The sequence below is a fragment of the Streptomyces ardesiacus genome (genome assembly GCF_003112575.1).
GTDB lineage: Bacteria > Actinomycetota > Actinomycetes > Streptomycetales > Streptomycetaceae > Streptomyces > Streptomyces ardesiacus.
In genome coordinates, this window is record NZ_BEWC01000005.1 from 98,087 (window position 1) to 125,042 (window position 26,956).

Genomic DNA, 26,956 nt, shown 5'->3' on the forward strand with positions numbered 1-26,956 from the left:
CGTCACACCGGTCGCCTTCTGGACCGCCGCGCTGATCCGCGGCACGCCCTCCATTGTGCGGGGCGGCACTGACAACACGGCGGGACGCCCGGGGCACGGGGCCCCGGGCGTCCCGGTCCTCAGCTGGTCAGCGCCGTCCCCGGCCCCTGCCGCCCCCGCGGCCGTCCTGGCCGCCGCGGCCGTCGTCGTCGGGGCCGCCCTCGTGCTCGTCGTGCGGCCCGAGGAGTTCGTCCGCCAGCGTCGGCAGGTCGTCCAGCGGGGTCTCCTCGGCCCAGTCGGAGCGGCGCCTGCGGGGAGGTGCCTGGTCGGGGTCGACCTGGGGCAGCTCGCGCGTGCGGTCCTGGGCCTCCCCGGCAGGCTCCTCCTCGCGGAAGTAGCCCGGCGGCACCCGGTCGGCGGGGTCGTCGCCGCGCACGGGCGGCAGTACGGCCGTCTCGTCGGCGGCCCCCGGCGGCGGCACGGGCGGCAGGACCGCCGTCTCGTCCGCCTCGCGCGGCTCCACCGCGGGCAGCACCGCCGTCTCGTCGGCCGCACCGGACGGGAACGACGGCTTGGGCAGCTCGGTCGTCACCTCGGACTCGGACTCGGCGGACCCGCCGGACGTCCTGCCGTCGTCGCCGCGCCCGCGCCGGGCGCCGTCCCCGGCCTCGTCCGCCCGGTCCCGGTCCGGCGTGTCCCGCACCGGCCGCAGTACCGCCGTGTCCTCCACCGGACCGCCCGAGGCGTCGGCGGGAGTCACGACCGGGGTCGGCACGGTCACCGCGTCGGAGGGCGACGAGGCCGCCGGCCTCGGGCGGGGCGCGTCCGCCGCGGCGGGGGCCGCCGGCTTCGGACCGGCCGCGGCCGCTGCCGCCGCCTCCTCCGCCGCCCGGCGTGCCGCCTCGGCCCGCAGCAGGGCCTCCTCGGCCTTGCGCTGCTTCTCCAGGCGCCGGGCCTCGGCCTCGGCGCGCAGCCGCTCCTCCTCCTCGGCCTGCTTGCGGCGCCGTTCCTCCTCGGCCCGCAGCCGCGCCTCCTCCTCGGCGCGCGCCTTCTCCTCCGCCAGGAGCCGGGCCCGCTCCTCCTCGGCCTTGCGACGGGCCTCCTCGGCCCGCTGCCTGGCCTCCTCGGCCTGCCGCTCCGCCTCGCGCCGCTGCGCCTCCTCCAGCTCGCGGCGCTTGCGCTCCTCCTCCTCGGCGCGCACCCGCGCCTCCTCCTCGAGGCGCTCGCGCTCCAGGCGCTCCTCCTCGGCCCTGCGCGCGGCCTCTTCCTCGGCCTTGCGCCGCGCCTCCTCCTCGGCCTTGCGGCGCGCCTCCTCCTGGGCCTTGATCTCGGCCTCGGACAGCGGCAGCACCTGGTCGAGCCGGTGGCGTACGACGGTGGTGACGGCCTCGGGCTCCTGGCCGGCGTCCACCACCAGGTAGCGCCCGGGGTCGGCGGCGGCCAGGGTGAGGAAACCGGAGCGCACGCGCGCGTGGAACTCGGCGGGCTCCGACTCGAGCCGGTCCGGCGCCTCGGTGAACCGCTCGCGCGCGGTCTCCGGAGAGACGTCCAGCAGGACGGTCAGGTGCGGGACGAGCCCGTTGGTGGCCCAGCGGTTGATGCGGGCGATCTCGGTCGGCGACAGGTCGCGGCCGGCGCCCTGGTAGGCGACCGAGGAGTCGATGTAGCGGTCGGAGATGACCACGGCGCCGCGCTCCAGGGCGGGCCGGACCACGGTGTCGACGTGCTCCGCGCGGTCGGCGGCGTACAGCAGTGCCTCCGCGCGGTGCGACAGTCCGGCGCTGGAGACGTCCAGCAGGATGGAGCGCAGCCGCTTGCCGACCGGGGTGGCTCCGGGCTCGCGGGTGAGCACGACCTCGTGGCCCTTGCCGCGGATCCACTCGGCGAGCGCCTCGGCCTGGGTGGACTTGCCGGCGCCGTCACCACCCTCCAAGGCGATGAAGAAACCGTTCGTCGCGGGCGCGGGCACCGGGTCGTCGCCGCCGAGCAGCGCGTCCCGCAGGTCGTGCCGCAGCGGCACGCCCGAGCGGTCGTCGACCTTGGCCAGCACCAGCGCGGCCAGCGGCAGCAGCAGGGCGCCGAGCAGCATCAGGACGAACGCGGCGCCGCCGTGGGCGAAGACGAACTTGCCGTTCTCCAGCCGGTGCGGTCCGACCGCCGCGGCCAGCACGGGCCCGACGACCGCGCCCAGCGCGACGCAGACCCGGACGACCGCGTGCAGGTGCTCGGTGGTCCGGCCCCGGCGGTGGTCCTCGGTCTCCTGGTCGAGCAGCGCGTGCCCGGTGTTCGCGGTCACGCCCGCGCCGACCCCGGCCAGCGCGAGGAGCAGCAGCACGGTGGTGTCGTCCGGGACGAGGCCGGCGGCCAGCAGGGCGACCCCGGCGAAGGCGATCGCCAGGGCGAGCAGCCGCCGTCGGGACAGGGAGGGCAGCAGGGCGGGGGCGGTACGGATGCCGACGACGACACCGCCGGTCAGCGCGCCCACCATCAGGCCGTACAGCACCGGGCCGCCGCCCAGGTCCTTGGCGTGCAGCACCGCCACGGCGACCGCGGCGGCCACCACCGCGGCGACCGCGGCACAGGCGACGACCAGCAGCGGGAGCACGCCGGTACGGCCCTTGTCGACGCCGGCGCCGTTCTTCGGGCGGCGCATGCCCTCCAGCGGCGACCGCGCGCGCGGGGTGCGCACCGCGGGCAACTCCAGGAAGGTCACGACGGACAGGGAGGCGGCGAACAGTCCGGCCGCCACGTACGAGCCGAGCGCCGCCTGGTGCTCGGCGAACCAGTCGACCCCCGCCCCCAGCAGGTTGTTCAGGAGCCCCGCGACGACCAGGACGACCGCCGCGAGCGGGATGGCGACGAAGCTCGTGCGCAGCGACAGGCGGCGCAGCGCGTCCATGTGGTCCGGCAGCGGCCGTACCGTCGCGCCCTCCAGGGGCGGGGCGGGCAGCAGCGCGGGGGCCGCGCTCTCCCGGCACACCGTCCAGAAGCGCTCGGCGACGCCCGTGAGGAAGACGGTCACCAGGAGGACGGCGAGCGCGTTGTCCGGGGTCCAGTCGATCCACAGCGGCGCGACGATCAGCAGCGCGGCCCGCAGCCCGTCGGCGCCGACCAGGGTCCAGCGCCGGTCGAGCGGGCCGTCCTGCGAGGTGAGTGATGTGAGGGGCCCGAGCAGGACGGCGCCGAAGAGCAGCGTCGCCAGGATGCGGACGCCGAAAACCGTCGCCACTGCGAACGCCACGCCCCGGTAGCCCCCGCCGAAGGAGCCCGCGCCGATCGCGGCCTGCACGACGAGGAGGACCAGCACCAGGAGGGCGAGGATGTCGCCGACACCCCCCACGAGCTGTGCGCTCCACAACCGCCTCAACTGCGGACGGCGCAGCAGGGCGCGGACGGCGCGCTCGCGGGAGTCCGCGACCAGGGCGTCGTCCGGGGCGGGGTGAGAGGCCGTTGGCTGCTCGGCTCGCGTCATGCGTTCAGCCTATCGGTCGCCGCCGACAGTCCGGCGTGCCCGGCCGCACGTACGTCCGCCCCGACACCGAATTGATGCCAGGGCGTTCGTTTTGCGAAGAGCCTGTGACGAAGAGAGCGGGAGGACCCGCGCCTTCTGAGCCGGGCTCAGTCCTCCGTCGTCTTCGACGCGGTCGCCTTCTTGGCAGCCGTCTTGGCGGTCGTCTTCTTCGCCGTGCTCTTGGCGGCGGTCTTCTTGGCCGCCGTGGTCTTCGCGGCGGCCGTCTTCTTGGCCGTCGCCGCCTTCTTGGCCGGGGCCTTCTTCGCGGCCGTCTTCTTGGTGGCCTTCTTCGCCGTCTTCTTGGCGGGCCCCTTGGCGCGCTTCTCGGCCAGCAGCTCGTAGCCCCGCTCGGGCGTGATCTCCTCGACGCTGTCGCCGGAGCGCAGGGTCGCGTTGGTCTCGCCGTCGGTGACGTACGGGCCGAAACGGCCGTCCTTGACCACGACCGGCTTCTCGCTGACCGGGTCGGTGCCCAGCTCCTTCAGCGGCGGCTTGGCCGCGGCCCGGCCACGCTGCTTGGGCTGGGCGTAGATCGCCAGCGCCTCCTCCAGCGTGATGTCGAAGAGCTGCTCCTCGGTCTGGAGGGACCGCGAGTCGGTGCCCTTCTTCAGGTACGGGCCGTAGCGGCCGTTCTGCGCGGTGATCTCGACGCCCTCCGCGTCGGTGCCGACGACGCGCGGCAGCGACATGAGCCTGAGGGCGTCGTCGAGGGTCACCGTGTCCAGGGACATCGACTTGAAGAGCGAGGCGGTGCGCGGCTTCACGGCGTTCTTGCCGGTCTTCGGGGTGCCCTCGGGGAGCACCTCGGTGACGTACGGGCCGTAGCGGCCGTCCTTGGCGACGATGGCGTGGCCGGTGGCCGGGTCCGTGCCCAGTTCGAAGTCGCCGCTCGGCTTGGCGAGCAGTTCCTCGGCCAGCTCCACGGACAGCTCGTCCGGGGCCAGGTCCTCGGGGACGTCGGCGCGCTGGTGGTTCTCGGAGTCCTTCTCGCCGCGCTCGACGTAGGGGCCGTAGCGGCCGACGCGCAGCTTGATGTCGTTGCCGACGGGGAAGGAGGAGACCTCGCGGGCGTCGATCGCGCCGAGGTCGGTCACGAGTTCCTTGAGACCGCCGAGGTGGTCGCCGTCGCCGTTGCCCGCGTCGGCCGCGCCGCCGCCTCCCGTGCCGTCGCCCTCGCCGAAGTAGAAGCGGCGCAGCCACGGCACCGACTGGGCCTCGCCGCGGGCGATGGCGTCGAGGTCGTCCTCCATCTTGGCGGTGAAGTCGTAGTCGACGAGCCGCCCGAAGTGCTTCTCCAGGAGGTTGACCACGGCGAAGGAGAGGAAGGACGGGACGAGTGCCGTGCCCTTCTTGAAGACGTAGCCGCGGTCCAGGATGGTGCCGATGATCGACGCGTACGTCGACGGGCGGCCGATCTCGCGCTCTTCCAGCTCCTTGACCAGCGACGCCTCGGTGTAGCGGGCCGGGGGCTTGGTGGCGTGGCCGTCGACCGTGATCTCCTGGGCCGTCAGCGCGTCGCCCTCGGCGACCTGCGGCAGACGGCGCTCCCGGTCGTCCAGCTCGGCGTTGGGGTCGTCGGCGCCCTCGACGTAGGCCTTGAGGAAGCCGTGGAAGGTGATGGTCTTGCCGGAGGCGCTGAACTCGACGTCCCGGCCGTCGGAGGCGGCGCCGCCGATCTTCACGGTGACGCTGTTGCCGGTCGCGTCCTTCATCTGGGAGGCGACGGTCCGCTTCCAGATCAGCTCGTACAGCTTGAACTGGTCGCCTGTCAGGCCGGTCTCGGCGGGCGTGCGGAAGCGGTCGCCGGAGGGGCGGATCGCCTCGTGCGCCTCCTGCGCGTTCTTGACCTTGCCGGCGTACGTGCGCGGCTGGGGCGGCAGGTAGTCGGCGCCGTACAACTGCGTCACCTGGGCGCGGGCGGCGGAGACCGCCGTGTCGCTCAGGGTCGTGGAGTCCGTACGCATGTAGGTGATGTAGCCGTTCTCGTACAGCTTCTGGGCGATCTGCATCGTCGCCTTGGCGCCGAAGCCGAGCTTGCGGCTGGCCTCCTGCTGCAGCGTCGTCGTACGGAACGGGGCGTACGGCGAGCGGCGGTACGGCTTGGACTCGACGGAGCGGACGGCGAAGCGGGTGTTCTCCAGCGCGGCGGCGAGCGCGCGGGCGTTCGCCTCGTCGAGGTGGAGGGTGTTCGCGCTCTTGAGCTGTCCCAGGGAGTCGAAGTCGCGGCCCTGTGCGACACGTCGTCCGTCGACGGTCTGAAGGCGCGCGACCAGCGACGACGGGTCGGAGGCGTCTCCCGCGCGGCCGGTCGCGAAGGTGCCGGTGAGGTCCCAGTACTCGGCGGAGCGGAACGCCATGCGCTCGCGTTCCCGCTCGACGACGAGCCGGGTGGCGACGGACTGGACGCGGCCGGCCGACAGGCGCGGCATGACCTTCTTCCACAGGACCGGCGAGACCTCGTAGCCGTAGAGGCGGTCGAGGATGCGACGGGTCTCCTGGGCGTCGACGAGCTTCTGGTTGAGCTCGCGCGGGTTGGCGACGGCGGCGCGGATCGCGTCCTTGGTGATCTCGTGGAACACCATGCGCTTGACCGGGATCTTCGGCTTGAGGACTTCCTGGAGGTGCCAGGCGATGGCCTCGCCCTCGCGGTCCTCATCGGTGGCGAGGAAGAGCTCGTCGGACTCCTTCAGCAGGTCCTTGAGCTTCTTGACCTGGGACTTCTTGTCCGCGTTGACCACGTAGATGGGCTGGAAGTCGTGTTCGACGTCCACACCGAGGCGGCGGACCTCGCCGGTGTACTTCTCCGGCACCTCCGCCGCGCCGCTGGGAAGGTCGCGAATGTGCCCGACGCTCGCCTCGACGACGTAGCCAGGGCCGAGATAGCCCTTGATCGTCTTCGCCTTGGCAGGCGACTCGACGATGACGAGTCGGCGGCCGCCCTTCGCGGTCTCGCTGGTCGGGGACAACTTCGCTCTTCTCTCCGGTCGACGCTGGGCCTCCCCAGGGCGTGGTCCCGGGTCGGGTCGTTCTGTGTTTCGATCGTGACGCTGCGGAGTGTGACGGTACCTCCCGCCCCCGTGTCAAACGGGAAAAGCCCGCAACGGCCACTCGAACGGTAACCCGACGAACCCTGTTCCTGCCGCCCGGAGTGCTCACCTGCCCCGACCCGGGTATCCGGAGCGCGATCCCCCGGTTACCGGGTGGTGTTCCGGCCGGGACCGGCGACCGGCGTGTCACGCCCGCGTCAGGAACCATGCCCCGAGGCTCAGCGCGATCACCGCGGCGACGCCCGCGACCGTCGCCGATGCGACGGGGCTCACATCGAGCGCGACGGGCCGGCCGTGCCGCACCCGTGCCGTGGTCCACACCAGCAGACCGGCCCCGAACAGGGCGAACACCAATCCCGCGAAGATCGCCGGCCCGCTCTCCATGGTCCCCGTTCCCCTTTTCTCCAGCCCGCGCGTGTCCAGCCTCCGGGAGGCTGTCACGCACGGACGGCGGGCAGGCGAACCCGAGGTGAACGGGGAGCCGACAAGGCGGCGGCCCCGGGGGGCGGCGGCCATGACCGCTTCTCCCGTACGCCGGTGGGCCGGGCGCGTCGGACGGCCTGGGGACAGAAGGCCGCCGGCACGGAAATGGGGGCTCGCACCCACGCCCGGGGGCCGGGCCCCGCTACGCCGGTTCGAGGAAGCCCTGCTCCACCAGGAGGCGGATCTGCGCGGGCGTGCGGTCGCGCAGGGCCACCGGGTCCTCGCCGACCAGCTGGGCGATGGCGTCCAGGATGCGGCCGGCGCTCATGGTGCCGTCGCAGACGCCCGCGAATCCGGCGCCGACCGTGTCGACCCGGGTGGCCCGGCGCATGCCGCGGTTCTGGCGCAGGACGACGTGCTCCGGGTCCTCGGCGCCGGGCAGCCCGACCTGCTCCTGGACGACCTCGCCGGCCAGCGTGAAACGGGCCTCCAGGAGGGCCGCGTCGTCGTGGGCGCGCAGGTAGTCGACGCGGTCGAAGTGGGCGCGCACGGTCTCGCCGAGCGGCTGCTCGACCGGGTGCGGCCACTCCTCGGCGACGACCGAGGGCTCGGCGGCCCCGGTCCGGCGCAGCGTGATCCAGCCGAAGCCGACGGCCTTGACCTTGCGGGCCTCGAACTCGTCCAGCCACGCGTCGTACCGCGCCTGGTAGTCGGCCGGGTCACCTCGGTGGTCGCCCGCGTCCCGCAGCCACAGCTCGGCGTACTGGGTGACGTCCTGCACCTCGCGCTGCACGATCCAGGCGTCGCAGCCGCGCGGCACCCAGGAGCGCAGCCGGTCCGTCCACTCCTCCCCCTCCACGTGCTGCCAGTTGGCGAGGAAGTGCGCGAATCCGCCCTCGTTCAGGCGCTCCCCCGTCTGCTGAACGAGCGAGCGGCACAGATCGTCCCCGCCCATGCCGCCGTCGCGGTAGGTGAGCCGGGCGCCCGGTGAGATCACGAACGGCGGGTTGGAGACGATGAGGTCGTACGTCTCGTCGTCGGCGACCGGCTCGTACAGGGAGCCCTCGCGCAGGTCGGCGGCCGGGGCCCCGGACAGGGCGAGGGTGAGCGCGGTGATGTGCAGCGCGCGCGGGTTGACGTCGGTGGCGGTCACGCGCGTGGCGTGCGCGGCGGCGTGCAGGGCCTGGATGCCGGAGCCGGTGCCGAGGTCGAGGGCGGCGGAGACGGGCGTGCGGACGGTGAGGCCCGCCAGGGTGGTGGAGGCCCCGCCGACGCCGAGGACGACGCCCTCGGCGTGGTTGCCGATGCCGCCGGCGCCGCCAACCGCGCAGCCCAGGTCGGAGACGATGAACCAGTCCTCGCCGCCGGGGCCGCCGTAGGGCCGTACGTCCACGGTGGCCGCCACCTCGTCGTCGCCCGCGCGCTCGAGCCATCCGCTCTCCAGGCAGACCTCGACGGGCAGCACGTCCGCCACGCGCGCGCGGGGGACGGGTTGCTGCAGCAGGAACAGCCGGACGAGCAGTTCGAGCGGCGTGTCGCCGCGGGTGGCCCGGAGCGCGGGCACGGTCTCGCTGCGGGACAACGCCGCGTAGGCGGGGGCGCCGAGCAGCTCCAGCAGTCCGTCGGCGGTGAAGGACGCCCCGAGCAGGGCGTCCCGCAGCCGGGCGGTGACGTCGGGGCGGTCGGCGGAGGGCAGGGGGGACAGGCTGGCGTTACTCACACCCCCATTGTGGCCCGGGGGCCCCTGCCCCGCCCCGTGCCCCGCGCGGACGCCGTCCCGGTCAGCCCTTGGCGGCGGACGGCGTCGCCGAGGCCGACTTGCAGCTCGGCTGCTTGGCCATCGCCTTGCCCACGTCGCCCTCCTCCAGGGTCCTGAGCGCGTCGCTGCCGCTCTTGCTGAGCTTGTTCAGTTCGGTGGCGATGTCCTTGAGGCCGTCGGCGAACTTGGCCTGGTCCTTGGTGTTGAGCTCCTCCACCTGCTTGCGCAGGGAGGCGTACGAGGAGGAGAGGCCGTTCAGCTCGGTGACCGCGTCCTTCTGCTTCTTCTCGCCGTCCTCGACGTCCGGGGGACCGGCCTTCTGGACGGTGGCGCCCATCGCCTTGTAGGCGTCGGACATGTCCTGGAACGCCTTCGCGTCGGTCTTCTGGACCTCGGCCGGCGTGCTGCTGTCCGAGGTCTCCTTCTGGATCGCCGCGTTGGCCGCCTCGATCTTCTTGGCCTGCGGCTGCACGCCCTCGCAGACCTCCTTGGCCCAGGAGTCCAGCTTCTCGTTGTCGTCGCTGCCGCCGCATCCCGTCAGCGCCAGTACCAGTACCGCACCGCCGGACAGTGCGACCGCGAGCTTCTTGTTCACCGGATTGGTCCCTTCCATGGCTCTCGGCCCCGGAACATACACGCCGGATGGGGGACATCCACCGGACGAACATCCGTTATGACGGGGTTGAAGCCATTTGCACCATGACAGAAAGGGAGAGAAGGCTCACGCATGCAGGGCGCACGCACGCGAAACGGGCGGACGGCACGCCAACACGCGCCTTCCGCCCGCCCTTTGCCCCAGCCTGCGGCCGGGCCCTACGACGGCCCCGCGGCGGTCGCCTACGAAACCGCCGCCGGATCCGCCGGCTTGGGCCGCGCGCCGGTGTCGTCCTCGCCGCCCATGGCGATTCCGCGCCGCTTGGACACGTAGACCGCCACCGCGATGACGACGAACGCGACGACCGCGATCAGCACCCGTACGCCGATGCTCTTGTCGGCGCCGTAGGAGAACTTGATGACCGCGGGAGCGATGAGCAGCGCCACCAGGTTCATGACCTTCAGCAGCGGGTTGATGGCCGGCCCGGCGGTGTCCTTGAAGGGGTCGCCGACCGTGTCGCCGATGACGGTCGCGGCGTGCGCCTCGCTGCCCTTGCCGCCGTGGTGGCCGTCCTCGACGAGTTTCTTGGCGTTGTCCCAGGAACCGCCGGAGTTGGCGAGGAAAACCGCCATCAGCGTGCCCGCGCCGATCGCGCCCGCCAGGAACGCGCCGAGCGCGCCCACCCCGAGGGTGAACCCGATGAAGATGGGCGCCATCACGGCGAGCAGGCCGGGCGTGGCGAGTTCCCGCAGGGCGTCCCTGGTGCAGATGTCGACGACCTTGCCGTACTCGGGCTTCTCGGTGTGGTCCATGATCCCGGGCCGTTCGCGGAACTGCCGCCGTACCTCGAAGACCACGGCGCCCGCCGACCGGGACACCGCGTTGATCGCCAGCCCCGAGAAGAGGAAGACGACCGCCGCGCCCGCGATGAGCCCGACGAGGTTGTTGGGCTGGGAGATGTCCATCATCAGGTTCATCGGCGCGCCCGCACCGCTGAGTTTCTCGCCGACGTCCGCCGCGCCGGTGGTGATGGCGTCGCGGTACGACCCGAAGAGGGCCGCCGCCGCGAGGACGGCGGTGGCGATGGCGATGCCCTTGGTGATGGCCTTGGTGGTGTTGCCCACGGCGTCGAGGTCGGTGAGCACCTGGGCTCCGGCGCCCTCCACGTCGCCGGACATCTCGGCGATGCCCTGCGCGTTGTCGGAGACCGGCCCGAAGGTGTCCATGGCGACGATGACGCCGACCGTGGTGAGCAGACCGGTGCCGGCCAGCGCCACCGCGAACAGCGCCAGCATGATCGACGTGCCGCCGAGCAGGAAGGCCCCGTAGACGCCGAGGCCGATCAGCAGCGCGGTGTAGACGGCCGATTCGAGGCCGAGGGAGATTCCGGCGAGGACGACGGTGGCGGGACCGGTGAGCGAGGTCTTGCCGATGTCCTTGACCGGGCGCCGCGTGGTCTCGGTGAAGTAGCCGGTGAGCTGCTGGATCAGGGCGGCGAGCACGATGCCGATCGCCACCGCGACCAGCGCGAGGATCCGCGGGTCGCCGCTCTTGCCGGCGATCGCCGCGTCGGTGACGCCGTCCAGGTCGGCGTAGCTGCCGGGGAGGTAGACGAAGACGGCGACGGCCACCAGCACCAGCGAGATCACCGCGGAGACGAAGAAGCCCCGGTTGATCGCGCTCATGCCGCTGCGGTCGGAGCGCCGGGGTGCCACCGCGAAGATGCCGATCATCGCCGTGAGCACACCGATCGCCGGAACCAGCAGCGGGAACGCCAGCCCGGAGTCGCCGAAGGCCACTTTGCCGAGGATCAGTGCCGCCACGAGGGTGACGGCGTACGACTCGAAGAGGTCGGCGGCCATGCCCGCGCAGTCTCCGACGTTGTCGCCCACGTTGTCGGCGATGGTCGCGGCATTGCGCGGATCGTCCTCCGGGATGCCCTGCTCGACCTTGCCGACCAGGTCGGCGCCGACGTCGGCGGCCTTGGTGAAGATGCCGCCGCCGACCCTCATGAACATCGCGATCAGCGCGGCACCGAGGCCGAAGCCCTCCAGGACCTTCGGCGCGTCGGCCGCGTAGACCAGCACCACACAGCAGGCGCCCAGCAGGCCGAGCCCCACCGTGAACATGCCGACGACGCCGCCCGTGCGAAACGCGATCTTCGTCGCCTTGTGCGAGACGAGAGTGAGGTCCTTTTCCGGTTCACCGGGCGCCGGTGTCGCTTCCCGCGCCGCAGCGGCGACGCGCACATTGCTGCGCACGGCGAGCCACATGCCGATATAGCCGGTGGCCGCCGAGAATGCAGCGCCGATCAGGAAGAAGATCGAACGTCCGGCCCGTTGATTCCAGTCGTCCGCGGGCAGCAGCATGAGCAGGAAGAACACGACGACGGCGAATACGCCGAGTGTGCGCAACTGCCGGGCCAGGTATGCCTTCGCGCCTTCCTGGACGGCCGCCGCGATCTTCTTCATGCCATCGGTTCCCTCGCCCGCCGCGAGCACCTGGCGCACCAGGACACCCGCGAGCACCAGCGCGGCCAGCGCGACCACCGCGATGACGGCGACCAGGACGCGGTTCCCGTCGGTCAGCACGGCGGCCGCCAGAGGGGAGGGATCGCCCACCTCGTGGGGGCCCAACTGCTGAGAGGTGAAAAGCTCCGCCATTCGTCCTCCTTGACGCTTGGGCTGAGCTCAAGATGTGGACGGGATTGTAGGGACCGGAACCCGATCAAAACAGTGCACGACAAAAGGAATTGGCCTGTCAACCACAAGGGAGCCGGAAGTACTGGACGTAGTAATGCCCCTCCGGCATTAATGTCGCTCCCCGTTTGTCTGATCAATTCCCCACGCGTGGGCCGCGTGATTGATCGTGAATGCATTCTCTTGACACCCGCACGGCACCAATCTATGTCCGCGCATGGCGAAGGGCCCCACCAAGTGGGGCCCTCCGGGTGACACGGTGACGACGCGGGCGGTCAGATCGGCGGCAGCACCGCCGGCGCGGTGGGCCAGGTCATGCGGATCAGCCCGCCGTCCTCGCCCGCCGAGACCTCCACGTCGTCGACGAGTCCGCTGATGACCGCGAGGCCCATCTCGTCCTCCTCGGCCTCCAGCCCGTCGGCGGCGTCCCCCGAGGCCTTGACCCCGGGGACCGCGTGCGGCGCCTCGTCGCCGACCTCGATGGAGAACTGCTTCTCCTCCTCGATCAGCGACACCTTGACCGGCGCCGTGATGCCGACGTGCTGATGCAGGCCCACAGCCCGGGTGCAGGCCTCGCCGACGGCGAGCCTGACCTCGTCGAGGACGGCCTCGTCCACTCCGGCCCTGCGCGCCACCGCGGCCGCCACCAGACGGGCGGTGCGGACGTGCTCGGGCAGCGCGCTGAAGCGGAGTTCGACGGTGGCCATGCATCCCCCTCGGACTACGGGCGTGCTTTCGAGGGTCCGGGCCGCCGACAGCCCGGGCCCCCCTCGTTCTTCTTGCCGTCCCGGGCCCCAGGGACCCGGAACCGGTCGTCAGTCGGTGGCCGCCACCGCTTCCTCGACCGAGGTGTGAATGGGGAACACCTTGGTGAGGCCGGTGATACGGAAGATCTTGAGAATGCGCTCCTGGTTGCAGACCAGCCGCAGCGAGCCCTCATGGGCACGCACTCGCTTCAGTCCACCGACCAGCACGCCGAGCCCTGTGGAGTCGAGGAAGTCCACGCCCTCCATGTCGACGACGAGATGGAAACTCCCGTCGTTCACGAGCTCGACCAACTGCTCACGCAGCTTGGGCGCGGTGTATACGTCAATTTCGCCACCGACCTCGACGACCGTACGATCGCCGACGGTACGGGTCGACAGGGACAGGTCCACGGATCCTCCAGCACCTTGCTATCGAGCGGTCGTCCCTCGGGACACCTCGGCTTGAAGCCCCCAGGACGGTTCGCCAGCCGCGATGGCATTCAATCACTTACCGGCAGGCGTGCACGACGCCTTGGTCCCATTGTCCGTCACGCCAGTGACAGACTCGGTGCCGATGGCCAAGAATCACCGACCCGATCGATCCCCGGCGGAGCCCGGCTCCCGGCCGGAACCGGGCATGCTCCTGGACCGGCTCGCCTCGGGACCGAGCCGGGCTGCGCGCATCACTCATACGGAGCACCTGCCCCCGCGTGCGGGCCGTCATGCCGTCTGGCCGGACCGGATTCGTCCGGAGGTCCTCGCCGCGGTGCGGACCGCGGGCATCGAACACCCCTGGGCCCACCAGGCACGCGTGGCCGAGCACGCCCTCGACGGCGATTCGGTGGTCGTCGCCACGGGCACCGCGTCCGGCAAGTCCCTGGCCTATCTGGTGCCCGTCCTGTCGGCCCTCGTGGACGGCTCCGAGGCCCCGAACGGCCGTGGCGCCACCGCCCTCTACCTGGCCCCCACCAAGGCGCTGGCGGCCGACCAGTGCCGGTCCGTGAAGGAACTTTCACAACCCCTGGGCACATCCGTCCGAACGGCGGTCTACGACGGCGACACGCCGTTCGAGGAACGCGAGTGGATCCGGCAGTACGGCACGTACGTCCTGACCAACCCGGACATGCTGCACCGCGGCATCCTGCCCTCCCACCCCCGCTGGTCCTCCTTCCTGAAGGCGCTGAAATACGTCGTCATCGACGAGTGCCACACCTACCGCGGCGTCTTCGGCTCCCACGTCGCCCAGGTCCTGCGCAGACTGCGCAGACTCTGTGCCCGCTACGGCGCGTCGCCCGTGTTCCTGCTCGCCTCCGCCACCGCCGCCGAGCCCTCGGTGGCGGCCCGCCGGCTCACCGGACTGCCGGTGGTCGAGGTCGCCGACGACGCGTCACCGCGCGGGGAACTGGTGTTCGCCCTGTGGGAGCCGCCGCTGACCGAGCTGGAGGGCGAGAAGGGCGCACCGGTCCGCCGCACGGCCACCGCCGAGGCCGCCGACCTGCTCACCGACCTCACCGTGCAGGGCATGCGTTCGATCACCTTCGTACGCTCCCGGCGCGGCGCGGAACTGATCTCGGTGATCGCCCAGGAACGCCTGGCCGAGGTCGACCGCTCGCTGGTCCGGCGTGTCGCGGCGTACCGCGGCGGCTACCTCCCCGAGGAGCGCCGCGCCCTGGAACGCGCCCTGCACTCCGGAGACCTCCTCGGCCTCGCCGCGACTAATGCCCTGGAACTCGGGCTCGACATCTCCGGCCTGGACGCCGTGGTGATCGCCGGGTACCCGGGCACGCGGGCCTCGCTGTGGCAGCAGGCGGGCCGGGCGGGCCGGTCCGGGCAGGGCGCGCTGGCCGTACTGGTCGCCCGTGACGACCCGCTGGACACCTTCCTCGTCCACCATCCGGAGGCGCTGTTCGACCAGCCGGTGGAGTCCACGGTCCTCGACCCCGACAACCCGTACGTCCTCGCCCCCCACCTGTGCGCGGCGGCGGCCGAACTGCCGCTGACCGAGGAGGACCTGAAGCTCTTCGGCCCCGCCTGCGAGGAGCTGCTGCCCCAGCTCGAGGCCGCGAAGCTGCTGCGCCGGCGGACCCGGGCCTGGCACTGGACGCGCCGTGAGCGGGCCGCCGACCTCACGGACATCCGCGGCGAGGGCGGACGCCCGGTCCAGGTCGTCGAGGCCGGTACGGGGCGGCTGCTGGGCACGGTGGACGCCGGTGCCGCCCACACGACCGTCCACGAGGGCGCCGTCCACCTCCACCAGGGGCGCACCTACCTCGTGCGCTCCCTGGACCTGGAGGACGGCGTCGCGCTGGTCGAGCAGGCCACGCCCGCGTACTCGACGGTGGCCCGGGACACGACGGCGATCTCGGTCCTGGAGACCGACGTCGAGGTCCCCTGGGGCGAGGGACGCCTGTGCTACGGCTCCGTCGAGGTCACCAACCAAGTGGTCTCCTTCCTGCGCCGCCGCCTGATCACCGGCGAGGTCCTGGGCGAGACCAAGCTCGACCTGCCTCCCCGGACGCTGCGCACGCGCGCGGTGTGGTGGACGGTCACCGAGGACCAACTGGACGCGGCCCGGATCAACCCGGAGATCCTCGGCGGGGCCCTGCACGCCGCCGAACACGCCTCGATCGGCATGCTGCCCCTGTTCGCGACCTGCGACCGCTGGGACATCGGCGGCGTGTCGGTCCCGCTGCACCCGGACACCCTGCTGCCCACGGTCTTCGTGTACGACGGCCACCCCGGCGGCGCGGGGTTCGCCGAGCGCGCCTTCCACACGGCCCGCGACTGGCTGACGGCCACGCGGGAGGCCATCGCCTCCTGCGAGTGCGACGCCGGCTGCCCGTCCTGCATCCAGTCCCCCAAGTGCGGCAACGGCAACGACCCACTGCACAAACGGGGAGCGGTACGGCTCCTCACGGTGCTGCTCCGGGGGGCGGCGGAGGCGGAGTAGCGGCCGGGCCCGCCCTGGCCCGGATCTCCGCCGTGAACGGCCCCCTGCCCGACGCCGCCGTCACGTCCGAGACCTGCCCGGTGAGCGCGCACCGCACCAGCCGCGTCCCTTGGGCCCGCGCGACCCGGTCCGCCCTGTCGCACGCCGCCGTGCCGCCCTCGGCCCAGTGGTCCGCCGCCGCGAGCGCCGCCAGGTCGGCACCACCGGCCGCACGATGCCGGGCCACGACGGCCTGCCCCAGTGCGAGGACGACGCCGAACACCAGACACAGAACGGCGATGGCGGCAACGCTCCACACGGTCGCCGAACCCCGGTCGGGCGCGGTCCTCACGGCGTCGCGCCTCACTGCGTCGCGCCTCACTGCGTCGCGCCTCACGACCGCGCCTCCGGCGGTGCCGTCCCCGCCGTCTGCTCCGTCGAAGCCACGGCCTCCTCCCGTACCTCGAAGGGCAAGCCGTGCAGCACCGGTGGGGCGGCCACCACGACCACACGGACCAGTCCCGCCTCCCGGCTGACCGTGACCCGGGCCCCACGGGGTGCCGCCTCGCGGGCGACTTCCATGACCGCGTCGGCCGGGTCCTGCCGGGCCGCCGCGCGGGCACCCGTTCGGGCCGCGTCCACGCACTGGATCTGAGCGGCCACCACGAGCAGGCCCCACACGAGCGCCATCGCGAAGACCACCAGCACCGGGAGCACCACGGCCGTCTCCGCCGTCACGAAGCCACCGTCCGGGCCGCTGCCCGACTTCCCGTCGTCCGCCTCGCTGTCCGACCTGCTGTCCGTCCCGCTGTCCGACCTGCCGTGCGGCCTGCTGCGCCGTTCGCCGCACGCGTCGCCGTCGGTTTCGCCCTGCGGTGCGCCGCACCGGCTCCGTCCGCGGGTGTCCCGCACCCGCGCCTCCGTCCTCGTCGCCCTCTCACATCCGCGCATCGAGTGCCCGCTTCACGATGCCCTGGAGCTCCGCGCTGACCGCGCCGCTCGTCACGACCTTGTAGAGGACCACGGCGAAGGCCACCGCCGCGACGATCCCCATCGCGTACTCGGACGTGACCATGCCCGCGTCCCGTCGCGCGGCCCGCCGCCCGAACGCCGTTACCGTCCCGCACACCAGGGCACACAGCCGTGCCCGTACCACCTGATACATCGCAACCCCCGTGAGGCTCGTTTCTTCCGTCGTTTCTTCCGCTCACTTGCTCGTCCGGCGCGGTTGCGCCGGACGTCCGTCTGCCGGCTCCGCCGCCGGTACGTCCCGATCCGTCAGCCACCGCCTCCCTCATGTCCCAGCACCCCTCCCGCCAGCCCGATGACCACCGGCAGCACGCCCACCGCGATGAACGCCGGAAGAAAACAGAGCCCCACCGGCGCGGTCACCATGACGGCCGCTCGACGGGCCCGAGCCGTCGTGGCGCGGGCCCAGTCGGCGCGGGCCTGGGCGGCCAGCCGCGCGACCGGGGCCGCCGCGGGCAGACCGGACACCTCGGCCCGCTCCAGCAACCGCGCGAGGGGCGACGCCCCCGGGACGGCGGCCAGCCCTCGCCAGGCGCCGTCCGGCTCACCGCCCAGACGCACCTCCGCGGCACCGCGTCCCAGCGCGGCTCCGACCGGACCGCCCAGGGCCTCGCCGACCGCCCGTGCGGCCGTGACCGGTCCGGCGCCCGCCGCGATGCAGGCCGCCAGCAGGTCCGCCGCCAAGGGCAGTTGGCGGGAGGCGGCCGCGGCGACGGACTCCTCCGCCGACGCTGCGGCGGCCGAGCCGCGGGCGCTCCAACGCCACAGTGCTCCGGCGCCCACCCCTCCCACCAGAACCCCGGTCACACCACCGATCAGGACCCAGCCCGCGCCCACCGTGCCGACCAGGGGCAACCACGGGCGGACGGTGCTCAGCACCTGGGTGTGCCTAGGGGCCCGACGAACCGGTTCGGGTGCCAACAGGCCCGTGGCCCGTCTGCGCAGCGCCCGCTCCCGTCGCGCGGCTGCGAGGCCCCGCGTCAGCCAGCCGACGGCCAGCGCCGCCCCCACCACCGACCCCAGCCTGTGGACAAGGTCGCCGGTCACGACGCCGCCTCCGCTCCGCGCACGATCCGCGTCACCCACCAGACGCCCAGGCCCTCCAGCACCCCGCCGGCCAGCAGGCAGCCCAGTCCGGCTCCGGTGTGCAGCAGCACGCCCAAGGGGTCGGACCCGAGGGCCACACCGAGCAGCAGGCCGAGGACCGGGAGACCGGCGAGCATCACGGCCGTGGCCCGCGCGCCCGCCAGCTGGGCCCGCAGGTCGCTGCGCTGGTCCCGCTCGGCGCGCAGCGCGCCCTCCAGCCGGTCGAGGCCGGCGGCGAGCCCCGCGCCCTGGTCGACCGCGACCCGCCAGCAGGCCGCCAGACCTCGCAGCCCTTCGGCACCGGGCTGCCCGGCAGCCGCCGCGAGCGCCCCGGGGACGTCCCCTCCGAACCGCGCCGCCGCCAGCACCGCCGCCTGCGCGTCACCGAGCCCGCCGGAGCCGTGCACCGTGGGATCGCGCACCGCGTACAGCAGCGCCTCGCCCGGCTGCCGCCCCGACCGCACCTCCCCGGCGAGCGTCCCGCACAGCGCGATCACCGCGTCCTGTCGGCGTTCCCGGGCCCGCCGTGCCCGGCCGGCCAGACGTACCCGCCGCAGCACCGGTACTCCGGCCGCTCCAGCGACGACCGGCAGTACCGAGTCACCCAGGAGCGCCAGCACCAGCCCGGCGGCCAGGGAGGCCCACTCGGGCCGCAGCCGACCACGGACGCGCCGCACCCCGTCGGTCACCCGCCGCGCCGGGGACGGCGGCCCCGTACCGCGCGCCCCGCCGGCCCCACCGATCTCGCCGGCCCCGCCGGCCCCACCGATCTCGCCGGCCCCGCCGGCCCCGGCCACCCGACCGGCCCGGCCCTCGGCGAGCACCAGCCGCGCCCGCCGTACCCCGGAGTGCCACCCGCCGGCCAGCCACGCGGCCGCTCCCAGGCACACCAGTGCCACACCCGTCGACACCCCGCCCGTCCCCGTCATGTCCGCTCCCGTCATGCCCGCCTCCGTCACGCTCGTCATCCCCGCGCCTCCCGCCCGGAGGCCGCCCGTTCCTCGAGCCCCGCACCGCGCAGCAGCTCCCGCAGCCGCTGCCAGCCGCGTTCAGCCACGAAGGAATCCGCTCCCCAGCGCAGCGCCGGAACCGTCCGCACCAGCCCCGACGGGTCGCGTTCCAGTACGTGCACCTCGGCGATCCGGCGGCGGCCCGCGCGGTCACGGACCAGGTGGAGGACGACCGAGAGGGCCGCCGCCAGCTGGCTGTGCAGGGCCGCGCGGTCCAGGCCCGCGGCCGTGCCGAGCGCCTCCAGCCGCGCCGGGACGTCGGCCGCGGCGTTGGCGTGCACGGTCCCGCACCCGCTGTGGCCCGTGTTCAACGCGGCGAGCAGGTGGGCCACTTCGGGTCCGCGCACCTCGCCCACCACCAGCCGGTCCGGGCGCATGCGCAGTGCCTGCCGGACCAGGTCCTCCAGGGTGACCAGGCCCGCGCCCTCCTGATTGGCCGGCCGGGTCTCCAGGCGGACGACGTGCGCGTGGTCGGGCCGAAGCTCCGCGGAGTCCTCGGCCAGCACGATGCGCTCGTCCGGTCCGACGAGCCCGAGCAGGGCGCTGAGCAGCGTCGTCTTGCCGCTGCCCGTGCCCCCGCTGACGAGGAAGGACAGCCGTGCCCGCACCAGGGCGCGCAGCACGCGGTCACCGCCGGGCGGCGCGGTGCCCGCCGTCGCCAGCTCGTCGAGCGTGAAGGCGCGCGGCCGCACCACCCGCAGCGACAGGCAGGTGCAGTCGACGGCGACGGGGGGCAGCACCGCGTGCAGCCGGGTGCCGTCGGGCAGCCTGGCGTCCACCCAGGGCCGGGCGTCGTCGAGTCGGCGCCCGGCGACGGTGGCGAGGCGCTGCGCGAGCCGCCGTACCGCGGCGGCGTCCGGGAAGACGACCGGAGTCAGCTCCAGGCCGCCGCCGCGGTCCACCCACACCCGGTCCGGGGCGGACACCAGCACGTCCGTCACCGACGGGTCGGCGAGCAGCGACTCGAGGGGTCCACTGCCGACGAGTTCCGACCTGAGCTGTTCGGCGGCACCGAGGATCTCGGCGTCCCCGAGGACCCTCCCCTGCTCCCGCAGGGCCTGCGCCACACGCGCGGGTGTCGGCTCCGCACCGCTCTCGGCGAGCCGACGCCGCACACCGTCGAGCATCCCGGGCGCGGCGAACACGCCCGGCGCGGGGCCTGGACCTCTCCGCGAGACGGTCGTGGCCGTCGCCGAGGGCGGCGCGGGAGCTCGTCCCGGCCCCCTTCCCCGTCCGGAAACCGTCCCCGGCAGTCCAGCGGGCGACGGTCCCGCCGACGCCCCGGGGATGCGCTGTGCGGCCCCGTCGGCAGACGCTCCTCCGGACTGCCGGGAAGCCCAGCCCGGTGCCGTCCGGGCCGTGGGCTCCTCGCACGCCACCGGCGCAGACAGCCCGCCGGACGCCCCGGGACCTCTCCCGCCCGTGTCCTTCTCCGCGGCAGCCCGCGCGGGCCACCCCGACGCCCCGCCCCGCATCCCCGCATCCGTCATGTCCACTCCGACCTGCCTCCCACCTCTCGCGACCACCCCGGTCATCTCCCTCATCCGGCACTCCCGCCCCGCCCCTCCGAGTCCGCCAGCGCCCTTTCCCAGAACCCCCGGCAAAAGCGCGCCAGTGGGCCCCGGGAGGGCGTGCCCGGAGGCCGTCTGCTCTCCGTGGCGCGCAACAGCCCGGACTCGACCGGGACTTCGCCAACCAGGGGGAGGCCGAGCAGCCGGGCCACTTCCCGGTCGTCCAGTCCGGAGGTGTACGGTCCGCGCACCGCCACCCGGAGGTCGCCCAGGACCATGCCGACCGCGGCAGCCACCCGCCCCGCCGCCGCGACGGCCCGCAGGTCCGCGGGGACGACGAGGATGCCGACGTCGAGCTGGGCGAGGATCTCGGCGACGCCGTCGTCGATCCGGCGGGGCAGGTCCACGACGACCGTGCCGCCCCTGCGCCGGGCCGCCGCGAGCACCGCGCGTACGGCCTGGGGCGGTACCGCGACGCAGTCCCCGCGGTCCCAGCTCAGCACCCGCAGCGAGTGCAGCTCGGGCAGCGACTCCTCCAGGGCGCCGCCGCCGACCCGCCCGCGAGAGGCCGCGAACGCCGGCCATCTCAGCCCGTCGGCCGTCTCCCCGCCGAGGAGGACGTCGAGGCCGCCGCCCATCGGATCGGCGTCCACCAGCAGACTGCGCAGTCCCTCCCGCGCGGAGGTGACGGCGAGGGCGCAGGCCAGCGTGGACGCCCCGGCGCCGCCCCGGCCGCCGATGACGCCGACGGTGAGGGCTGGACGGCCGACGCCCTCGACGACGTCCGCGATCCGGTCGACGAGCCACTGCTCGCCGTCGGGCAGCATCAGGACGTGGTCGGCGCCGATCTCGACCGCCCGCTGCCAGACCCCCGAGTCGTCCTGGTCACGCCCCACCAGGACCACTCCGCGCCTGCGGACGGCTCCGCGCACACGCCGCGCCGCGTCATCCCCGACGAGGACCAAGGGCGCGGCCTCCCAGCCGGCGGGCCGTGCGGACCCGGGCGGGGACAGGTTCGCCGAGGAGGTCGTCGCCGTGAGCGCCGACGGCGTCGACGGCGGCGACGCGGGTACCGAGTGGTGCACTTCCGGTGTGGCGCCCGCGGCCGCGCACAGGCGCAGCAGGTCGTCGAGGAGGTCCGGATCCTCGGTGACGATCAAGGGCCCGCTCTGCCGCCCTCCGGCGGCGGGCGGCGGGTCGTGCGTGATGGTTCCGGTCATGGTCCGGCTTCCCCCTTCGGCTTCCACACGGCTCCGGCGGTCGCGCCGGCCGTCCGCGGCGTCTCGCGGCGCCGTGTGCCGCCGTGTGCCGCAGGCCGTGCGTCGTGGTGTCGTGTCGCCGTGTCGTGTCTCGTGGCGTCTGTGACGTTCGTCGTCTCTCGCGCAGCCGTGCGGCCCCGCGATTCGCAGCCGCGTGAGGAACCGGAAACCGGTCCCGCACGAGCGGCCGACATCACACGTCCGGCAAACAGATCCGGCCGGAGAACTCGGCGCGGCCCGAACGCATGGGAATCACGGTGCACCGGTCCGGAAAATCGTGTGGATCTTGGTCAAAATCTGTGGACAACTCGATGGCTGTGAATATCGACTCACTCGAACCGGTGAGCCGCGCCTCTCCCCGTTCCATCCCGCGTACGAGTCCCGCAGAGGAGTCCGACAACTACACTCGGTAGCCAAACGTCTCCGCGACAAGACCCAGGCCCCGCGCGCAACGGCACTGGGCCCGGATCAGGGGAAGAACGAAAAAACCCACCCGGACATGCGACGACCCCCGCCGGGGGGGAGAGCGGGGGTCGTCTCCACGGCCGACTCGGGGGGGGGGAGGAGTCGGACCGGGTTAGCACGGTCGCGAACGATCCGTGACTTCCATGGTGTACCCGAGAGCCTTCTCAGGCAAACCCACGCGCCCCACCTTACGCCGAATGGGCTGCGCCTATGCTCGGGCTTGTGGAAAACCACTCCTTGCCGCACTCCGCGCGCCACTCCATGCCCCGCACGGCAGCCTTCTTCGACCTGGACAAGACGGTCATTGCGAAGTCGAGCACGCTCACGTTCAGCAAGTCGTTCTACCAAGGCGGGCTGATCAACCGCAGGGCTGTGTTGCGTACCGCATATGCCCAGTTCGTCTTCCTCGCCGGCGGAGCCGACCACGACCAGATGGAACGGATGCGGGAGTACCTCTCCGCGCTGTGCCGCGGGTGGAACGTCCAGTTGGTCAAGGAACTGGTCGCCGAGACCCTGCACGACCTGATCGACCCGATCATCTACGACGAGGCGGCCTCCCTCATCGAGGAGCACCACACGGCCGGCCGCGACGTCGTGATCGTGTCCACGTCGGGCGCCGAGGTCGTCGAGCCGATCGGTGAACTGCTCGGCGCGGACCGCGTGGTGGCGACCCGCATGGTCGTGGGTGACGACGGCTGCTTCACCGGAGAGGTGGAGTACTACGCGTACGGCCCGACCAAGGCGGAGGCGATCCGGGAACTGGCCGCCTCCGAGGGATACGACCTGGCCCGCTGCTACGCCTACAGCGACTCGGCGACCGACCTGCCGATGCTGGAGGCCGTCGGCCGTCCGCACGCGGTCAACCCCGACCGGGCGCTGCGCCGGGAGGCTCTCACGCGCGAGTGGCCGATTCTCGACTTCCACCGGCCGGTGCGGCTCAAGCAGCGGCTCGGCGGATTCTCCGCCCCCCCGCGGCCCGCGCTCGTCGCCGCCGCCGCGATAGGCGCCGCGGCGGCCACCGCAGGCCTCGTCTGGTACGCGAGCCGGCGCCGGTCCGCGGCCGCGTGACCGGCCCGCATGGCCCACACGGCCCACACGGCCCACACGGCCCACACGGCCGACACGGCCCGCTGCACCCTTTCACCCGCGTTCACCCGCGCATGGGGCAAAAGTAAAGAAGTGCGACGAAGTCTTCCGCTTGCTCGGGCCCAGGAGTACAAAGGACTCAACGGCCCGCGAGACCAAGGACATCCGAAAGGATCACCTTAAACACGCATCTGGCCCCACGGACCGAGCACGGACACCGGGCACCCACGCGACGTCGACCCGTCGATTACGGGCCAGCCACACCAGGTGACGGGCGAAGTTCCCGACCTGATGGGCACATACCGAGGACGCTTGGTAACCCGGCGGTCGTGCCAGCGGCGGTACGAGTATTCGTACCGCCGCATTTCTGCCTCGCGCGCGCGAGGCACGCCGAAACCTGGGAGAGCGGACCGGGACGCCCCGGCGTGCCCTACGCCGCCCCGCGCTGGAGTGCCTCGCACACGGCCGTCGACTCACGGGCGCCCAGCGCGACCGCCTTGCCGCAGTGGGCGATCCACGCGGCCATGCCTTCCGGAGTCCCGGAGACGTAGCCGTCGAGCGCCGCGAGATAGGCCGCGCGCCCCAGCTCGGCGTGCCCGACCTCGGCCGGGCAGACCGACTTGGGGTCCAGGCCGCTGCCGACCAGGACGATGCGCTCGGCCGCGCGCGCGACCAGCCCGTTGTGCGAGGTGAACGGGCGCAGCGCCAGGAGTTCCCCGTGCACCACTGCGGCCGTCACCAGCGCGGGCGCGGAACCGCCCGCGGTGATCAGCGCGGCCAGGCCGTCCAGGCGGCCGTGCGCCTCCTCGGCGTCGGGCAGCGGCAGCTCGACGAGCGGTTCGTCCACCGGCTCGCTCTTCTGGCGGGGCCGCCCCACCTCGTCGGCCTGGGTCGCGGCCGCCACCAGGTGCAGCCGGGCCAGCACCCGCAGCGGCGACTGACGCCAGATGGACAGCAACTGCCCCGCCTCGGCGGTGAGCCGGAGCGCGGCGCCCACCGCGCGCGCCTCGTCGTCCCCGCTGAAGTCGCTGCGCCGGCGCACCTCCTCCAGGGCCCAGTCCGCTCCGGACAGCGCCGCCGAGCCCCGGGCGCCGCGCAGCGCCGCCTCGGAGGTGATCTCGTTGCTGCGGCGCCTCATGATCCGGTGGCCGTAGACCCGGTCGACGGCCTTGCGGACGGACTCCACGGACTCGGCCACCCCGGGCAGGGCACCCAGGGTCGCGAGCGGATCGGCGTTCGCGCCTGTCGTACTCATGGGTAAGACCCTACGCACACCCGCACCGCACCCCACGAATGAGTGGTCTTCTTCACCCCGCACCGTGCCCGGTCGCCACGCACCGCCATCAGGCCACTACCGTTGGTGAACATGAAAATTGCTTTCGTCGGGAAGGGCGGCAGCGGCAAGACGACCCTGTCCTCCCTGTTCGTCCGCCACCTCGCCGCCACCGGCGCACCCGTCGTCGCGATCGACGCCGACATCAACCAGCACCTCGGGGCCGCGCTGGGCCTCGACGACGCGGAGGCGGCCGCGCTGCCCGCCCTGGGCGAGCACCTCGCGCTGATCAAGGACCATCTGCGCGGCACCAACCCGCGCATCGCCTCCGCCGAGAAGATGATCAAGACGACGCCGCCGGGAGAGGGTTCGCGCCTGCTGCGGGTGCGCGAGGACAATCCGGTCTACGACGCCTGCGCCCGGCCGGTGGAACTCGACGGCGGGACCGTCCGTTTGATGGTCACCGGGCCCTTCACGGACGCCGACCTGGGGGTCGCCTGCTACCACTCCAAGACCGGAGCGGTGGAACTGTGCCTGAATCACCTGGTCGACGGCCGTGACGAGTACGTCGTGGTGGACATGACCGCCGGCTCGGACTCGTTCGCCTCCGGCATGTTCACCCGCTTCGACCTCACGTTCCTCGTCGCCGAGCCGACCCGGAAGGGGGTCTCCGTCTACCGCCAGTACAAGGAGTACGCGCGCGACTTCGGCGTCACCCTGAAGGTCGTCGGCAACAAGGTGCAGGGCCAGGACGACCTCGACTTCCTGCGCGACCAGGTCGGCGAGGACTTGCTGGTCACCGTCGGGCACTCGGACTGGGTGCGTGCCATGGAGAAGGGCCGCCCGCCCCGGTTCGACCTCCTGGAGGAGGCCAACGACCGGGCGCTGCGCACGCTGCACACGGCCGTCGACGCGACGTACGAGTTGCGGGACTGGGCGCGGTACACGGAGCAGATGGTCCACTTCCACCTGAAGAACGCCCGCAGTTGGGGCAACGAGCGCACCGGGGACGACCTGGCGGCGCAGGTCGACCCCGGTTTCGTGCTCGGCGAGGAGATCACCGCCCCCGCGTGACCGCCCCGCGCCACCCGGGGGCGGGGCGGTGCTACTGCTTGGCGGCCGGTGCCCCGGGCACTCCCTTGGGCGCCGGCGCGGGCGCGGCCGACAGGAAGGAGGCCCAGCCCTTCTCGGGAGCCTGGCCGACACCGAGGGTGCCCAGCTTCTTCAGCACCTTCGGGTCCTGCGCGTCCAGCCAGTCCGCGAGCTGCCGGAAGGAGACGCAGCGCACCTCCTCCTTCTTGCACACCGCCTCGACGACCTCCTCGACGGCGCGCATGTAGGTGCCGCCGTTCCAGGACTCGAAGTGGTTGCCGATGATCAGCGGCGCCCGGTTGCCGTCGTAGGCCCGCTCGAAGCCCTTGAGCAGGCTGTCACGCATCTGGTCGCCCCAGAACTCGCGCTTGTCGGGGTCGCCCTGGGTGGCGCTGCCCGACTGGTTGACCATGTAGTTGTAGTCCATGGTGAGCTGCTCGTAGGAGTGGCCGGGGAACGGCACGAGCTGCATCGACAGGTCCCACAGGCCCTCCTTCTTCGACGGCCAGACCTGGTTGTTCACCCCGCTGCTGTCGTAGCGGAAGCCCATCTGGCTCGCGGCCTTCGTGAAGTTCTTCTGGCCCTCCAGGCACGGGGTGCGGGCGCCGATCAGCTCCTTGTCGTAGTCGAAGGGGAGGGGCGCCGCGTTCTTCATCCCGGTGTTGGTCTTCCAGGTCTTCACGAACTGCTTGGCCTGGCTGATCTCTTCCTTCCACTCCTCGACGGACCACTCGCCGACCCCGCCGTTGGCGCCGCAGAAGTGCCCGTTGAAGTGGGTGCCGATCTCGTTGCCCTCTTGCCACGCCAGCCGCAACTGCTTGACGGTGTCGGTGATGCCCTGCTCGTCGTTGAAGCCGATGTCGGAGCGGCCCGGGGAGTGCTGGGGCGGGCTGTACAAGTCCCGTTTCTCGGTGGGCAGCATGTACACACCGCTGAGGAAGAACGTCATCTTGGCGTTGTTCTCCTTGGCCACTTCGCGGAAGTGGGAGAACAGCTTCTGACTGTCCTCGCCCGCGCCGTCCCACGAGAACACCACGAACTGCGGGGGCTTCTGGCCGGGCTTGAGACGTTCGGGCCGGGGCAGGTGCGGCTGGGCCCCGGTGTACGCGGTGGAACCGTCGCCGATCAGCCGGACCGCGTTCTTCGGCGCCGGTGCCGCTTTCCCCTTGTCCTTCTCCGGACCTTGCGTGCCTTCCCCGGAACCGGAGCCGCTGTCGATCGCGCAACCGGCGAGTGACGCGGCGCAGACCGCGGCGACCACGGCGCGCGCGGCCATCCTCTGGGAGGCCATCCTGCGGGTGGCGGCCATGTCCGCCCACCTTCTTCCTTCTCTCGGGCCAACGCCGACGAGGCGATGTCGGGTGCTGAGCCGGGCCGTGGCGTCAGCGCCGTCAAGGTGACACGGAAATGAGAAGGAATTAGTACGACAAGCCGATGAAATAACCGATTCACTCGGA

At 72.8% G+C, this 26,956-nt stretch carries 20 protein-coding genes; 3 read left to right on the forward strand and 17 right to left on the reverse strand.

The annotated features are described in order from the left end of the window. Positions 1-127 precede the first annotated feature (127 nt). The 8 genes from tmk to bldG all read right to left on the reverse strand — a co-directional run bounded on the left by tmk (position 128) and on the right by bldG (position 13,170). Entirely contained in the window at positions 128-3,451 is a 3,324-nt protein-coding gene (gene tmk, locus Sdi02f_RS16960; RefSeq protein WP_108933589.1) for a dTMP kinase, read from the reverse strand. 146 nt (positions 3,452-3,597) lie between these two features. After that, positions 3,598-6,456, reverse strand: a complete 2,859-nt coding sequence (topA, locus tag Sdi02f_RS16965) for a type I DNA topoisomerase (RefSeq protein WP_031085642.1) — start codon at positions 6,454-6,456, stop codon at positions 3,598-3,600. A 267-nt stretch (positions 6,457-6,723) separates the two neighbouring features. Then, positions 6,724-6,921 carry a hypothetical protein gene (locus Sdi02f_RS16970; RefSeq protein ID WP_030404213.1) on the reverse strand — a complete coding sequence of 66 codons (198 nt, stop codon included), beginning with the start codon at positions 6,919-6,921 and terminating at the stop codon, positions 6,724-6,726. A gap of 241 nt (positions 6,922-7,162) precedes the next feature. Then, positions 7,163-8,680, reverse strand: coding sequence for a DUF7059 domain-containing protein (locus tag Sdi02f_RS16975; protein WP_108933590.1), 1,518 nt, complete (start codon positions 8,678-8,680; stop codon positions 7,163-7,165). A gap of 61 nt (positions 8,681-8,741) precedes the next feature. Further along, positions 8,742-9,332, reverse strand: coding sequence for a nucleoside/nucleotide kinase family protein (locus tag Sdi02f_RS16980; protein ID WP_030404215.1), 591 nt, complete (start codon positions 9,330-9,332; stop codon positions 8,742-8,744). 224 nt (positions 9,333-9,556) lie between these two features. Further along, positions 9,557-11,977: a sodium-translocating pyrophosphatase gene (locus Sdi02f_RS16985; protein ID WP_031184670.1), complete on the reverse strand. Its 2,421-nt coding sequence runs from the start codon at positions 11,975-11,977 to the stop codon at positions 9,557-9,559. Between the two features lie 311 nt (positions 11,978-12,288). Beyond that, positions 12,289-12,720, reverse strand: a complete 432-nt coding sequence (locus tag Sdi02f_RS16990; protein ID WP_030404217.1) for an ATP-binding protein — start codon at positions 12,718-12,720, stop codon at positions 12,289-12,291. 108 nt (positions 12,721-12,828) lie between these two features. Beyond that, positions 12,829-13,170: an anti-sigma factor antagonist BldG gene (gene bldG / locus Sdi02f_RS16995; RefSeq protein ID WP_003975386.1), complete on the reverse strand. Its 342-nt coding sequence runs from the start codon at positions 13,168-13,170 to the stop codon at positions 12,829-12,831. 82 nt (positions 13,171-13,252) lie between these two features. On the opposite strand from bldG, the gene Sdi02f_RS17000 reads away from it, so the two are divergent. Then, positions 13,253-15,709, forward strand: coding sequence for a DEAD/DEAH box helicase (locus tag Sdi02f_RS17000; RefSeq protein ID WP_037798451.1), 2,457 nt, complete (start codon positions 13,253-13,255; stop codon positions 15,707-15,709). Here Sdi02f_RS17000 and Sdi02f_RS17005 read toward each other — a convergent pair. The 7 genes from Sdi02f_RS17005 to ssd form a co-directional block, all read right to left on the reverse strand. Further along, a complete protein-coding gene (locus tag Sdi02f_RS17005; protein ID WP_037798497.1) occupies positions 15,672-16,040 on the reverse strand; it encodes an Rv3654c family TadE-like protein in 369 nt (122 codons plus the stop codon). The genes Sdi02f_RS17000 and Sdi02f_RS17005 overlap by 38 nt on opposite strands. A gap of 41 nt (positions 16,041-16,081) precedes the next feature. Then, positions 16,082-16,426 (reverse strand): TadE family type IV pilus minor pilin, encoded by a 345-nt coding sequence (locus tag Sdi02f_RS17010; RefSeq protein ID WP_108933760.1) that lies wholly within the window; start codon positions 16,424-16,426, stop codon positions 16,082-16,084. Positions 16,427-16,625: 199 nt separating this feature from the next. Further along, the gene (locus Sdi02f_RS17015) at positions 16,626-16,853 is read right to left on the reverse strand and encodes a DUF4244 domain-containing protein (RefSeq protein WP_030404221.1); all 228 of its coding nucleotides are present in this window, start codon (positions 16,851-16,853) and stop codon (positions 16,626-16,628) included. Between the two features lie 113 nt (positions 16,854-16,966). Beyond that, positions 16,967-17,764, reverse strand: a complete 798-nt coding sequence (locus tag Sdi02f_RS17020) for a type II secretion system F family protein (protein WP_108933591.1) — start codon at positions 17,762-17,764, stop codon at positions 16,967-16,969. Continuing rightward, on the reverse strand, positions 17,761-18,732 hold the full coding sequence (locus Sdi02f_RS17025; RefSeq protein ID WP_167458211.1) for a type II secretion system F family protein: 972 nt from the start codon (positions 18,730-18,732) through the stop codon (positions 17,761-17,763). The genes Sdi02f_RS17020 and Sdi02f_RS17025 overlap by 4 nt, the downstream gene beginning before the upstream one ends. Positions 18,733-18,767: 35 nt before the next feature. Next, positions 18,768-19,940: a TadA family conjugal transfer-associated ATPase gene (locus Sdi02f_RS17030; RefSeq protein WP_167458212.1), complete on the reverse strand. Its 1,173-nt coding sequence runs from the start codon at positions 19,938-19,940 to the stop codon at positions 18,768-18,770. Between the two features lie 413 nt (positions 19,941-20,353). Continuing rightward, positions 20,354-21,544 (reverse strand): septum site-determining protein Ssd, encoded by a 1,191-nt coding sequence (gene ssd / locus Sdi02f_RS17035; protein ID WP_108933593.1) that lies wholly within the window; start codon positions 21,542-21,544, stop codon positions 20,354-20,356. Positions 21,545-22,258: 714 nt separating this feature from the next. Here ssd and Sdi02f_RS17040 point away from each other — a divergent pair. After that, positions 22,259-23,116, forward strand: a complete 858-nt coding sequence (locus Sdi02f_RS17040) for an HAD family hydrolase (RefSeq protein WP_174843361.1) — start codon at positions 22,259-22,261, stop codon at positions 23,114-23,116. Between the two features lie 448 nt (positions 23,117-23,564). On the opposite strand, the gene Sdi02f_RS17045 is transcribed toward Sdi02f_RS17040, so the two are convergent. Continuing rightward, positions 23,565-24,389 carry a Fic family protein gene (locus Sdi02f_RS17045; RefSeq protein ID WP_053637891.1) on the reverse strand — a complete coding sequence of 275 codons (825 nt, stop codon included), beginning with the start codon at positions 24,387-24,389 and terminating at the stop codon, positions 23,565-23,567. Between the two features lie 111 nt (positions 24,390-24,500). Here Sdi02f_RS17045 and Sdi02f_RS17050 point away from each other — a divergent pair, with 111 nt between their 5' ends. Then, on the forward strand, positions 24,501-25,481 hold the full coding sequence (locus Sdi02f_RS17050; protein ID WP_030404228.1) for an ATP-binding protein: 981 nt from the start codon (positions 24,501-24,503) through the stop codon (positions 25,479-25,481). Between the two features lie 31 nt (positions 25,482-25,512). Here the strand turns inward: Sdi02f_RS17050 and Sdi02f_RS17055 are convergent, their stop codons facing one another. After that, on the reverse strand, positions 25,513-26,808 hold the full coding sequence (locus tag Sdi02f_RS17055; RefSeq protein WP_053637893.1) for a polysaccharide deacetylase family protein: 1,296 nt from the start codon (positions 26,806-26,808) through the stop codon (positions 25,513-25,515). Between the last annotated feature and the right edge of the window lie 148 nt (positions 26,809-26,956).

Excerpts from the sequence above, each read along its gene's own strand:
- Sdi02f_RS17030 (WP_167458212.1), bottom strand. The coding sequence starts at position 19,940 with ATGCTCGACGGTGTGCGGCGTCGGCTCGCCGAGAGCGGTGCGGAGCCG.
- Sdi02f_RS17055 (WP_053637893.1), bottom strand. The coding sequence starts at position 26,808 with ATGGCCGCCACCCGCAGGATGGCCTCCCAGAGGATGGCCGCGCGCGCC.
- Sdi02f_RS17050 (WP_030404228.1), top strand. The coding sequence starts at position 24,501 with ATGAAAATTGCTTTCGTCGGGAAGGGCGGCAGCGGCAAGACGACCCTG.
- tmk (WP_108933589.1), bottom strand. The coding sequence starts at position 3,451 with ATGACGCGAGCCGAGCAGCCAACGGCCTCTCACCCCGCCCCGGACGAC.
- Sdi02f_RS16970 (WP_030404213.1), bottom strand. The coding sequence starts at position 6,921 with ATGGAGAGCGGGCCGGCGATCTTCGCGGGATTGGTGTTCGCCCTGTTC.
- Sdi02f_RS17015 (WP_030404221.1), bottom strand. The coding sequence starts at position 16,853 with ATGTATCAGGTGGTACGGGCACGGCTGTGTGCCCTGGTGTGCGGGACG.
- Sdi02f_RS16980 (WP_030404215.1), bottom strand. The coding sequence starts at position 9,332 with ATGGAAGGGACCAATCCGGTGAACAAGAAGCTCGCGGTCGCACTGTCC.
- Sdi02f_RS17000 (WP_037798451.1), top strand. The coding sequence starts at position 13,253 with ATGGCATTCAATCACTTACCGGCAGGCGTGCACGACGCCTTGGTCCCA.
- Sdi02f_RS17025 (WP_167458211.1), bottom strand. The coding sequence starts at position 18,732 with ATGACGGGGACGGGCGGGGTGTCGACGGGTGTGGCACTGGTGTGCCTG.
- Sdi02f_RS17045 (WP_053637891.1), bottom strand. The coding sequence starts at position 24,389 with ATGAGTACGACAGGCGCGAACGCCGATCCGCTCGCGACCCTGGGTGCC.
- Sdi02f_RS17040 (WP_174843361.1), top strand. The coding sequence starts at position 22,259 with ATGCTCGGGCTTGTGGAAAACCACTCCTTGCCGCACTCCGCGCGCCAC.
- Sdi02f_RS16985 (WP_031184670.1), bottom strand. The coding sequence starts at position 11,977 with ATGGCGGAGCTTTTCACCTCTCAGCAGTTGGGCCCCCACGAGGTGGGC.
- ssd (WP_108933593.1), bottom strand. The coding sequence starts at position 21,544 with ATGACCGGAACCATCACGCACGACCCGCCGCCCGCCGCCGGAGGGCGG.
- Sdi02f_RS16990 (WP_030404217.1), bottom strand. The coding sequence starts at position 12,720 with ATGGCCACCGTCGAACTCCGCTTCAGCGCGCTGCCCGAGCACGTCCGC.